General features: G+C 67.4%; 1 protein-coding gene. It reads left to right on the top strand.

Annotated elements, in window-relative coordinates; all coding sequences use genetic code 11:
- Positions 1-185 precede the first annotated feature (185 nt).
- A complete protein-coding gene (locus NP534_RS13540; RefSeq protein ID WP_274099037.1) occupies positions 186-13,139 on the top strand; it encodes a non-ribosomal peptide synthetase in 12,954 nt (4,317 codons plus the stop codon).
- The last annotated feature ends 37 nt before the right edge of the window (positions 13,140-13,176 follow it).

The raw sequence follows: 13,176 nt of genomic DNA, 5'->3' as shown, positions 1-13,176 counted from the left end.
CTCGATCTTCCAGCCACAGCCCCCTCAAGGCATGCACCAGCATTCACACTCCCCGAAAGCCTCCCGCAAGCTAATTTCTTCCCCTGCCCATCCGTTCCCCTGTGTACATCCGGCCGCCGTGCGCTGCCCGCCGACGTTCGCGGAGCAGCCGGCCCGACTTCACCAGACACTGGCAGGAACACCCCATGACGGACGCCTTCGAACTCCCGCTCTCGCTGGTCCAGGCCCTGGCGCAACGCGCCGCGCAGACCCCGGACAAGATAGCCCTGCGCTTTCTGGCCGATGCTCCCGGCGAGCAGGCCGTGCTCAGCTACCGGGACCTGGACCGCCGCGCGCGCACCATCGCCGCTGCCTTGCAGGCCCGCGCAGGGTTCGGCAACCGTGCGGTGCTGCTGTTCCCCAGCGGCCCGGACTATGTCGCGGCGTTCTTTGGCTGCCTGTATGCCGGCGTCATCGCCGTGCCGGCGTATCCCCCAGAGTCCACGCGCCACCATCACCAGCAACGCCTGCTGTCGATCATCGACGATGCCGAGCCGCGCCTGCTGCTGACCGTGGCCGCGCTGCACGACAGCTTGCAGGGCCTGGACGCGCTGGCGGCGGCCAATGCCCCCGCGCTGCTGGCGGTGGATGGCCTTGACCCGGCCCTGGCCGATGCCTGGCAAGAGCCTGCTCTGGCCGGCGATGACATCGCCTTCCTCCAGTACACCTCAGGCTCCACCGCGCTGCCCAAGGGCGTGCAGGTCAGCCATGGCAACCTGGTGGCCAACGAGCAACTGATCCGTCACGGTTTCGGCATCGATGTGAACCCCGACGACGTCATCGTCAGCTGGCTGCCGCTGTACCACGACATGGGCCTGATCGGTGGCCTGCTGCAGCCGATCTTCAGCGGCGTGCCCTGCGTGCTGATGTCGCCCGGCTACTTCCTCGCCCGGCCACTGCGCTGGCTGCAGGCAATCAGCGAATACGGCGGCACCATCAGCGGCGGCCCCGACTTCGCCTACCGCCTGTGCAGCGAGCGGGTCAGCGAGGCCTCCCTGGCGGGGCTTGACCTGAGCCGCTGGCGCGTGGCCTATTCCGGCTCCGAACCGATCCGCCAGGACAGCCTGGCGACCTTCGCCGACAAGTTCCAGGCCTGTGGCTTCGACCCGCACAGCTTCTTCGCCAGTTATGGCCTTGCCGAGGCGACCCTGTTCGTCAGCGGCAGCCGCCGCGGCCAGGGCATCGGCGCGCTGGAGGTGGATGCCGAGGCCTTCGCCGCCAACCGCGCCGAACCTGGCAGCGGCAGTGTGCTGATGAGCTGTGGCTACCCGCAGCCAGGGCATGCGGTGCGCATTGTCGAGCCGCAGCGCCTGGAAGTGCTGGGCGACAACTTGGTCGGTGAGGTCTGGGCGGGCGGCCCGAGCATCGCCCTGGGCTACTGGCGCAACCCCGAGGCCAGCGCCCGTACTTTCGTCGAAATGGACGGCCAGACCTGGCTGCGCACCGGCGACCTGGGTTTCATGCGCGATGGCGAAGTGTTCGTTACCGGGCGCTTGAAAGACATGCTCATCGTCCGCGGCCAGAACCTCTACCCGCAAGACCTGGAAAAAACCCTGGAGCGCGAAGTCGATGTGCTGCGCAAAGGCCGCGTAGCGGTGTTTGCCGTGGACCATCAGGGCGAGGAGGGCATCGGCGTGGCGGTGGAAGTCAGCCGCAATGTGCAAAAAGCCATCGAGCCCCAGGCGCTGATCAAGACCTTGCGCCAGGTCATCGCCGACGCCTGCCGCCAGGCGCCGGCCGTGGTCCTGTTGCTCAACCCGGGCGCACTGCCCAAGACCTCCAGCGGCAAGCTGCAGCGCTCGGCCTGCCGCCAGCGCATGGACGATGGCAGCCTGGACTGTTACGCGCGCTTCCCGCAGGCCAGCGAGCAGCACCCCAGCGGCGCGCCGGCCGACGACCTGCAGGCGCGTATCGCCGCCGTGTGGCGTGATGTGCTCAAGGTCGAAGCCGTGGCGGTGGACGATCACTTCCTGCTGCTGGGCGGCAACTCCATCGCGGCCACCCAGGCCACAGCGCGCCTGGCCGATGAGCTGGGCATCAACCTGAGCCTGCGCACCCTGTTCGAAGCCCCGCTGCTGGGTGAGTACAGCGCCGCTGTGGCGGCGATCGTTGCCGAAGGAGGGGCACAATCGGCCGGCATCGCCACCCTCGAGCGTGACCAGTCGCTGCCGCAGTCACTGGCACAGAACCGCCTGTGGCTGCTCTGGCAACTCGAGCCGCAATCGGCGGCCTACAACATCCCGGCCGGCCTGCACCTGCGCGGTGAACTGGACGTCGTTGCACTGGAGGCGGCCTTCCAGGCCCTGGTCGCGCGCCATGAATCCTTGCGCACAGTCTTCAGCGAAGAGCACGGCCAGGCCCGGCAGCGGATCCTGGCACAGCAGCCGTTCAGCCTGCATCGCCTGGACCTCGAAGGCCAGGCGCCCGCGCAGGTTGCAGCATGCCGCGAGGAAGAGGCCCAGCAGCCGTTCGACCTTGGCCAAGGCCCCTTGCTGCGCGTGACCCTGGCGCGCCTGGACGATGACGAGCATCAGCTGTGGGTGACCCTGCACCACATCGTCGCCGACGGCTGGTCGCTGAACATTCTGCTCGACGAATTCGCCAGGCTGTACGCTGCGCACTGCCAAGGCCATGCAGCCGACCTGGCGCCCCTGCCACTGGGTTACGCCGACTACGGCACCTGGCAGCGGCAATGGCTGGCCGACGGTGAAGCCGAACGCCAGTTGCATTACTGGAAGGCCAAGCTGGGCGATGCATTGCCGGTGCTCGACCTGTGCACCGACCAGCCCCGCGCCAGCCAGCGTGACAAACGTGCAGCACGTTACAGCCTGAAAGTGCCGGCCAAACTGACCGAGGCACTCAAGGGCCTGGCCCGCGAGCAGCAGGCGAGCCTGTTCATGGTGCTGCTGGCCGGCTGGCAAGGTGTGCTGCACCGCTACAGCGGCCAGGCAGACATCCGTGTCGGCGTGCCCAATGCCAACCGCCCGCGCCTGGAAACCCAGGGCCTGGTCGGCTTCTTCATCAACAGCCAGGTGCTGCGTGCGCAGCTGCATGGCCGCTTGCCCTTCGAACAACTGCTGGCCCAGGCACGCCACGCCACCCTCGAGGCCCAGGCCAACCAGGACCTGCCTTTCGAGCAGCTCCTCGAAGCCCTGCCAGAAGCCCGCGAACAGGGCCTGTTCCAGGTCATGTTCAACCATCAGCAGCGCGACCTTTCGGCCTTGCGCCGCTTGCCTGGCCTGCTTGCCGAAGAGCTGCCCTGGCACAGCCGCGAAGCCAAGTTCGACCTGCAGCTGCACAGCGAAGAAGACCATCAAGGCCGCCTGACGCTGGCCTTCGACTATGCCGCCGAGCTGTTCGAGGCCAGTACCGTCAAGCGCCTGGCCGCTCACCTGCTGGCGTTGCTGGAGCAAGTTTGCGCCCAGCCGCAACTGGCACTGGGCGAGGTGCAACTGCTCGATGAGCACAGCCGCGCGCAGGTGCTCGGCTGGGGCCAGGCAGCCGCCGCGGCGCCCGAGCGCCTGCTGGTCGAACAGCTCAACGAGCAGGCTCGGCTGACCCCACAGCGCACTGCGCTGGCCTGGCAGGGCGGCAGCCTCGACTATGCCGAGCTGCACCAGCAGGCCAACCGCCTTGCCCATTACCTGCGTGACAAAGGCGTTGGCCCCGATACCTGCGTGGCTATCGCCGTCGAACGGTCGCCGCAGTTGCTGGTCGGCCTGCTGGCCATCCTCAAGGCCGGCGGCGCCTACGTGCCGCTGGACGTGGACTACCCGGCCGAGCGCCTGGCCTACATGCTCGGCGACTGCAACGCCAGCCTGCTGCTGAGCCACAGCGCCTTGCTGGGCAAGCTGCCGCAGGTCGAAGGTGTCAGCGCCATTGCCCTGGACCAACTGCACCTGGACAGCTGGCCCAGCCATGCCCCAGGCCTGCACCTGCACGGCGACAACCTGGCCTATGTGATCTACACCTCGGGTTCCACCGGCCAGCCCAAGGGCGTGGGTAATACCCATGCCGCCCTGGCCGAACGCCTGCAGTGGATGCAAGCCACCTATGCGCTGAACGACAGTGATGTGCTGATGCAAAAAGCGCCTATCAGCTTCGACGTCTCGGTGTGGGAGTGCTTCTGGCCGCTGATCACCGGCTGCAAGCTGGTGCTGGCTGGCCCCGGCGAACACCGTGACCCCCAGCGCATCGCTGCGCTGGTGCAGCAGCATGGCGTGACCACGCTGCACTTCGTGCCGCCGTTGTTGCAAGTGTTCGTGCAGGAGCCGCAGGCCGCAGCCTGCACCAGCCTGCGCCGGCTGTTCTCCGGGGGTGAGGCATTGTCCGCGACCCTGCGTGACCGTGTGCTGCAAGTGCTGCCCCAGGTGCAGTTGCACAACCGCTACGGCCCGACCGAAACCGCCATCAACGTCACCCACTGGCACTGCCAGGCCGAAGACGGCGAGCGCTCGCCGATTGGCCGCCCGCTGGGCAACGTGCTCTGCCGCGTGCTGGACGATGAGCTGGAGCTGACTGCCCCCGGCGTGCCGGGTGAGCTGTACCTGGGCGGCGCGGGCCTGGCCCGTGGCTATCTGGGCCGCCCGGGCCTCACCGCCGAGCGCTTCGTGCCCCAGGCCGACGGTGACGGCCAGCGCCTGTATCGCAGTGGCGACCGTGCCCGCTGGCAAACCCAGCTCCAGGCGCTGGAATACCTCGGGCGCCTCGATCAGCAGGTGAAGGTTCGCGGTTTTCGCGTCGAGCCTGAAGAGGTCCAGGCGTGCCTGTTGGCGCAGCCTGGTGTCGAGCAGGCGCTGGTGCTGATCCACAAGGATGCGCTGGGTGCACAGCTGGTCGGCTACTACAGCGGCGCGGCCGAGCCTGCCACCCTGTTGGCCGCTCTGGCCGAGCAACTGCCGGCCTACATGGTCCCGGCGCAACTGATCGCGCTGGCGCATATGCCTTTGGGCCCGAGCGGCAAGGTCGATCGCAAGGCGCTGCCAGCCCCAGTGTGGCAACAGCGCGAGCATGTGGCGCCGCAGAGTGCGTTGCAGCAACAGGTGGCGGCGATCTGGTGTGAAGTGTTGAACCTGCCGCGTGTCGGCCTGCAGGACGACTTCTTCGCCCTCGGCGGCCATTCGCTGCTCGCCACCCAGATCGTTTCGCGAACCCGCCAGGCGTGCGATGTCGAGCTACCGCTCAAAGTCCTGTTCGAAGCCAGCGAGCTGGGCGCCTTCTGCGCCGAGATCGCGCGCATCCGTGATGCCGGCGAGCGTAACCTGCAAGGCGAGATCGCCCGCGTCGACCGCCGCCAGGCCGTGCCGTTGTCGTACTCGCAACAGCGCATGTGGTTCCTCTGGCAGATGGAGCCAGACAGCCCCGCCTACAACGTCGGCGGCATGGCGCGCCTGCGTGGCACCCTGCACGTGGACGCCTTCGAGCGTGCGCTGCAGGCCCTGATCGTGCGCCACGAAACCCTGCGCACCACCTTCCCCAGCATCGACGGCGCAGCGTACCAGTGCGTGGCCGAAGACAGCGGCCTGCAGCTTGGCTGGCACGACTTCAGCGCCTTGCCCGCCGAGGCCCGCGAGCAACGCCTGCAACAGCTGGCAGACGACCAGGCGCACCAGCCGTTCGACCTGGAGCGCGGGCCACTGCTGCGCGCCTGCCTGGTCAAGGCCCAGGAGCGTGAGCACTACTTTGTGCTGACCTTGCACCACATCGTCACCGAAGGCTGGGCCATGGACATCTTCGCCCGCGAACTGGGCGAGCTGTACGAAGCCTTCGTCGATGATCGCGAGTCGCCCCTGGCGCCGCTGCCGGTGCAATACCTGGACTACAGCGTGTGGCAGCGGCACTGGCTGGAAAGCGGCGAAGGCGCGCGCCAGCTGGCCTACTGGAAAGCCCGCCTGGGCGATGAGCACCCGGTGCTGGCATTGCCCACCGATCGCCCGCGCCCGGCAGTGCAGAGCCACCGTGGCGAGCTGTACCGCTTCGAACTCGACCCGGCGCTGGTGGCCCGTGTGCATGCCTTCAACAGCCAGCGTGGGCTGACCCTGTTCATGACCATGACGGCCACCCTGGCGGCCTTGCTGCACCGCTACAGCGGCCAGCGTGACCTGCGCATCGGTGCCCCGGTGGCCAACCGCATTCGCCCGGAAAGCGAGGGGCTGATCGGCGCCTTCCTCAACACCCAGGTACTGCGTTGCGAGCTGGATGGCCAGATGACCGCCGCCGCGCTGCTGGAGCAGATGCGCCAAGCCGCCATCGAAGGCCAGTCGCACCAGGACCTGCCGTTCGACCAGTTGGTCGAAGCCCTGCAACCGCCGCGCAGCAGCGCCTACAACCCGCTGTTCCAGGTCATGTGCAACGTCCAGCGCTGGGCGTTCCAGCAAAGCCGGGAGCTGGCCGGCATGCAGGTCGACTACCTGGTCAACGACGCCAGCGCGACCAAGTTCGACCTGTACTGGGAAGTCACTGACCTCGATGGCCGCCTGGGCTGCTGCCTGACCTACAGCCGTGACCTGTTCGACGCGCCGCGCATCGCGCGCATGGCTGAACACTGGCAGCAACTGCTGGCCGGCCTGCTGGACGACCCGCAACAGCGCCTGTGCGAGCTGCCGATGCTGAGCCCCGACGAGCAACAGGTGCTGGTTGGCCAGTTGCAGGGCGAGCAGCATGGCGCGCTTGACCAGACCTTGCACGGCCTGTTCGCCGCCCAGGCTTTGCGCACGCCGCACGCGCTGGCGCTGACCTTCGCCGGCCAGCACCTGAGCTACGCCGAGCTGGACCAGCAGGCCAACCGCCTGGCCCGTGCCCTGCGCGAGCGCGGGGTCGGCCCGCAGGTGCGCGTCGGCCTGGCCCTGGAACGTTCGCTGGAAATGGTCATCGGCTTGCTGGCCATCCTCAAGGCGGGCGGTGCCTATGTGCCGCTCGACCCGGAGTACCCGCTCGACCGCTTGCGCTACATGATCGAAGACAGCCGTATTGGCCTGCTGCTCGGCCAGCGCGCGCTGCTAGAAACCCTTGGCGAGCTGCCTGAAGGTGTGGCCCGCTGGAGCTTGGAAGACGATGCGTCCAGCTTGTCGGCCTTCAGCGATGCCGCGCTGGATAACCTCAACCTGCCGCAACATCAGGCCTATCTGATCTACACCTCGGGCTCGACCGGCAAGCCCAAGGGCGTGGTGGTCAGCCACGGTGAAATCGCCATGCATTGCCAGGCCGTGATCGAGGCCTTCGGCATGCGCAGCGACGACTGCGAGCTGCACTTCTATTCGATCAACTTCGACGCCGCCAGCGAGCGCTTGCTGACGCCGCTGCTGTGCGGTGCCCGCGTGGTGATCCGCGCCCAGGGCCAGTGGGGCGCTGAAGAGATCTGCCAACTGGTGCGTGAGCAGCAGGTGAGTATCCTGGGCTTCACCCCAAGCTACGGCAGCCAGTTGGCCCAGTACCTGGCGGGGCAGGGCGAGCAGTTGCCGGTGCGCCTGGTGATCACCGGCGGTGAAGCGTTGACCGGCGAGCACCTGCAGCGCATTCGCCAGGCGTTCGCGCCGCAGCAGTTCTTCAATGCCTACGGCCCGACCGAAACCGTGGTCATGCCGCTGGCCTGCCTGGCCCCGCAAACGCTGTCGGCCGACTTGGGCAGCGTGCCGATCGGCCGGGTGATTGGCGCCCGCAGCGCCTACATCCTCGACGAAGACCTGGCCCTGTTGCCACAAGGCGGTATCGGCGAGCTGTATGTCGGCGGTGCCGGCCTGGCCCAGGGGTATCACGACCGCCCGGGGCTGAGCGCCGAGCGCTTCGTCGCCGACCCGTTCTGTGCCGAGGGTGGCCGGCTGTACCGCACCGGTGACCTGGTCCGCTTGGGCACCGATGGCTTGGTCGAGTACGTCGGCCGTGCCGACCAGCAGGTGAAGATTCGCGGCTTCCGTATCGAGCTGGGCGAAATCGAAAGCCGCCTGCAAGCGCATGCAGAGGTCGACGAGGCCGTGGTGCTGGCCCTCGACCTGCCGGGTGGCAAGCAACTGGTCGGTTACCTGGTGTGCAAGCAGGCCGGTGCCGGCAGCGAGGCCCAGGCCATGCTGCGCGAAGCGGTCAAGGCCGATGCCCGCCAGCACCTGCCGGACTACATGGTGCCCGCTCACCTGGTACTGCTCGACAGCTTGCCGCTGATGGGCAACGGCAAACTCGACCGCCGCGCGCTGCCGTTGCCGGACCTGGAGCAGGCGCGCCAGCATTACCAGGCCCCGACCAATGAGGTGGAGGCGCAACTGGCGCAGGTGTGGTGCGATGTGCTCAACCTTCCCCGCGTCGGTGTGCAGGACAACTTCTTCGAACTGGGTGGCGACTCGATCCTGTCGATCCAGGTGGTCAGCCGTGCCCGCCAGCTGGGCCTGCAGTTCACCCCGCGCGATCTGTTCCAGCACCAGACCATCCAGACCTTGGCCTCCGTGGTCAGCCTGAGCGCCGCGCCAAGTGGCATCGAGCAAGGCCTGCGCCAGGGGCACAGCGGCCTGACGCCGATCCAGCACTGGTTCTTCGACAGCGAGGTGGCCCAGCCTCAGCACTGGAACCAGGCAGTGCTGCTGCAGGCGCGCCAGCCACTGGACGCTGCGGCACTGAAGCAGGCCCTGGCCGCGCTGGTGCAGCACCACGACAGCCTGCGCCTGCGCTTCAGCCAGGCCAGTGGCCGCTGGCAGGCCGAGTATGCCCAGCCTGCCCCTCAGCAGTTGCTGTGGGCCGCGACGGTCGCCGACTTCGATGACTGCCAGGCGTTGTACACCGACCTGCAGCGCAGCCTCGACCTGGAACAAGGCCCGCTGCTGCGCGCCTTGCTGGTGACGGACGGGCAGGGTAGCCAACGCCTGCTGCTGGCCATCCATCACCTGGTGGTCGATGGTGTGTCCTGGCGTGTGCTGCTCGAAGACTTGCAGGCGCTGTACCGGGGCCAGCCGCTGGCGGCCAAGACCCATGCCATGGGCGACTGGGCTGCGCGCCTGGCCAGCTATGCCGGCAGCGACTCGCTGCGCGACGAGCTGGACTGGTGGCACGGCCAGCTCGGCACTGTGCGCCACGAACTGCCGTGTGATCACCCGCAGGGTGGCAACCTGCACCGCCACGCCCGGACCCTGGCCATCGGCCTCGATGCAGAGCAGACCCGCCAGTTGCTGCAACAGGCGCCGGCGGCCTACCACACCCAGGTCAACGACCTGCTGCTGACGGCCCTGGCCCGCACCCTGTGTCGCTGGAGTGGTGACGCTGAAGTGCTGGTGCAGCTTGAAGGCCACGGCCGCGACGGGCTGTTCGAAGACATGGACCTGACCCGCAGCGTGGGCTGGTTCACCAATGCCTACCCGCTGAGCCTGCGCCCGGTGCTGGGTGAAGACGAGGCCGCGCGCGCCAGCTCGATCAAACGGGTCAAGGAGCAACTGCGCCAGGTGCCGCACAAAGGCCAGGGCTATGGCGTGCTGCGCTACCTGGCCGACGAGGCCGGGCGTGAACGCATGGCCGCGCTGCCGCAGGCCCGCATCACCTTCAACTACCTGGGGCAGTTCGACCAGCAGTTTGACGCCGACGCGCTGTTCCAGCCGCTGGATGCAGCGGCTGGCCTGGCCCATGACCTCGATGCAGCGCTGCCCAACTGGCTGAGTGTCGACGGCCAGGTCTATGCCGGCGCCCTGCAGTTGCGCTGGACCTACAGCACTGAACGCTACGATGAGCAGACCATCGCCACCCTGGCCGAAGGCTACCGCCAGGAGTTGCTGGCGCTGGTCGGCCATTGCCTGGCCGACGGCAGCGGCAGCTTCACGCCGTCCGACTTCCCGTTGGCGCACCTGACCCAGGAGCAGATCGACAGTTTGCCGGTCGCCGCCGCCGAGATCGACGACGTCTACCCGCTGACGCCGATGCAGGAAGGCATGCTGCTGCACACCCTGCTGGAGCCGGGCACCGGCATCTACTACATGCAGGACCGTTACCGCATCAACAGCGCGCTCGACCCCGACCGCTTCGCCCAGGCCTGGCAGGCGGTAGTGGCGCGGCATGAGGCTCTGCGCGCATCGTTCAGCTGGAACGCCGGCGAGGCGATGCTGCAGATCATCCACAAGCCAGGCAAGACTGCCGTGGATTATCAGGACTGGCGCGGCCTCGACGACAGCGCCCAGGAAGCGCGCCTGCAAAGCCTGCACAAACAGGAGCGCGAGGCCGGTTTTGACCTGCTCTGTGAAGCACCCTTCCACCTGCGCCTGGTGCGGGTTGCCGATGCGCGCTACTGGTTCATGATGAGCAACCACCACATCCTTATCGATGCCTGGTGCCGTTCGTTGCTGATGAACGACTTCTTCGAGGTCTACCAGGCCCTCGGCGAAGGTCGCCAGGCCCAGTTGCCGGTGCCGCCGCGTTACCGCGACTACATCGGCTGGCTGCAGCGCCAGGACCTGAACGAGGCGCGCCAATGGTGGCAGGCCAACCTGGCCGGCTTCGAGCGGGCCACCGCGGTCCCCAGTGACCGCCCGTTGCGCCACGACCACGCCGGTGACGGGATGGTCGTCGGCGACTGCTACACCCGTCTGCAGGTCAGTGACGGTGTGCGCTTGCGTGAACTGGCCCAGGCCCATCAGTTGACCATCAACACCTTCGCCCAGGCGGCCTGGGCCCTGGTGCTGGCACGCTACAGCGGCGACCGCGACGTGGCCTTCGGGGTCACCGTGGCCGGGCGCCCGGTGAGCATGCCGCAGATGCAGCGCACCGTCGGGCTGTTCATCAACAGCATCGCCTTGCGCGTGCAACTGCCAGCGGCAGGCGAGCGCCGCAGTGTGCGCAGCTGGCTGCAAGGCTTGCTCGAGCACAACATGCAAGTGCGCGAATATGAGTACCTGCCGTTGGTGGCGATTCAGGAATGCAGCGAGCTGCCCAAGGGCCAGCCGCTGTTCAACAGCTTGTTCGTGTTCGAGAACGCGCCGGTGGAAACCGCAGTGCTCGACCATGCCCAGCACCTCAACGCCAGCTCGGACTCGGGCCGTACCCACACCAACTTCCCGTTGACGGCGGTGTGCTACCCGGGTGATGACCTGGGCCTGCACCTGTCGTTCGACCAGCGCTACTTCGACTACCCGACCGTCGAGCGCTTGCTGGCCGAGTTCAAGCGCCTGTTGCTGGCACTGGTGCAGGGTTTTGAAGGGGAGGTGAGCGACCTGCCGCTGCTGGGCGCCGAAGAGCAGCGTTTCCTGTTGGAAGACTGTAACCGCACCGAGCATGCCTATGCCCTGGAACAGAGCTATGTCGAGCAGTTCGAGGCGCAGGTCGCCGCCCACCCGCAGCGCACCGTGGCACGCTGTCTGGAAGCGTCCTATGACTACGCCGGCCTGAACCTGGCGGCCAACCGCCTGGGCCATGCCTTGATCGGCGCGGGCGTCAGCGTCGATCAGCCGGTTGCGCTGCTGGCCGAGCGCGGCTTGCCGCTGCTGGGCATGATCGTCGGCAGCTTCAAGGCCGGTGCCGGTTACCTGCCGCTGGACCCGGGCCTGCCGGTCGCACGCCTGCAGCGCATCGTCGAACTCAGCCGCACGCCGGTGCTGGTGTGCAGCGCCGCTTGCGCCGAGCAGGGTCGCCAGTTGCTGGATGAACTGGGTGGCGTGGCACGGCCGAAGCTGCTGGTGTGGGAAGACATCCAGGCCAGCAACATCGCCAGCCACAACCCCGGTATCCACAGCGGGCCCGACAACCTCGCCTACGTCATCTACACCTCGGGCTCCACCGGGTTGCCCAAAGGTGTGATGGTCGAGCAGCGCGGCATGCTCAACAACCAGCTGAGCAAGGTGCCTTACCTGGCCCTGAGCGAACAGGACGTGATTGCCCAGACCGCGTCGCAGAGCTTCGATATTTCGGTCTGGCAGTTCCTTGCCGCACCGTTGTTCGGCGCCAGGCTGGAGATCGTGCCGAATGCCATCGCTCATGACCCGCAGGGCCTGCTGGCGCATGTGCAGGCCACCGGCATCACCGTGCTGGAGAGCGTCCCGTCGCTGATCCAGGGCATGCTGGCCAACGATCATCAAAGCCTCGATGGCCTGCGCTGGATGCTGCCGACCGGCGAGGCGATGCCGCCGGAGCTGGCCGCGCAATGGCTGCAGCGTTACCCGGCGATCGGCCTGGTCAATGCCTACGGCCCGGCGGAGTGTTCGGACGATGTGGCGTTCTTCCGGGTCGATGTCGAATCGACCCGCGGCAGCTACCTGCCGATTGGTACGCCGACCGACAACAACCGCCTGTACTTGTTCGGCGAGGACCAAACCTTGGTGCCATTGGGCGCGGTCGGCGAGCTGTGTGTCGCCGGCACCGGTGTGGGCCGTGGTTATGTCGGCGACCCTGTGCGCACGGCCATGGCCTTCATCCCGCACCCGCATGGCGCACCGGGCGAGCGCCTGTACCGCACTGGCGACCTGGCTCGGCAACGTCCGGACGGTGTGCTGGAATACGTGGGCCGCATCGATCATCAGGTGAAGATCCGTGGCTACCGCATCGAGCTGGGCGAGATCGAAGCGCGCCTGCACGAGCAGCCAGAGTTGCGCGATGCCGCGGTGAGCGTGCAGGAGGGCGTCAACGGCAAGCACCTGGTCGGCCACCTGGTGGCGCATCAGGGCGTCAGCGCCGATGCGGCGTTGCTCGAACAGGTCAAGCAGCGCCTGCGCGCTGCGCTGCCGGAGTACATGGTGCCCTTGCACTGGGGCTGGTTCGACAGCCTGCCGCACAACGCCAACGGCAAGCTCGACCGCAAGGCGCTGCCGGCCATTGAAATCGGTGGCCAGCACAGCCAGGCCTATGAGGCGCCGCGTGACGAGCTGGAAGCGGTGTTGGCAGGCATCTGGGCCGACGTGCTCAAGGCCGAACGGGTGGGGGTGCACGACAACTTCTTCGAGTTGGGTGGGCATTCGCTGTTGGCGACGCAGATTGCCTCGCGGGTGCAGAAGCAATTGCAGCTCAATGTGCCGCTGCGGGCGATGTTCGAGTGCAGCACCGTGGCGGAGTTGGCGGTGTACGTGCAGGGGCTGCAGGGCAGTGCGCTGGATGATGACAAGGTTGACCGGCTCAGTGACCTGATGGCGGAGCTGGAGGGGTTGTAGGGGGTGTAGGGGTTTTGGGTAGGCCGTGAGTTTTGTT

Source organism: Pseudomonas sp. 39004 (genome assembly GCF_028682155.1).
Lineage (GTDB): Bacteria > Pseudomonadota > Gammaproteobacteria > Pseudomonadales > Pseudomonadaceae > Aquipseudomonas > Aquipseudomonas capeferrum.
Note: the sequence above shows the minus strand (reverse complement) of the source record. Positions and strands in the feature narration are given on the sequence as shown.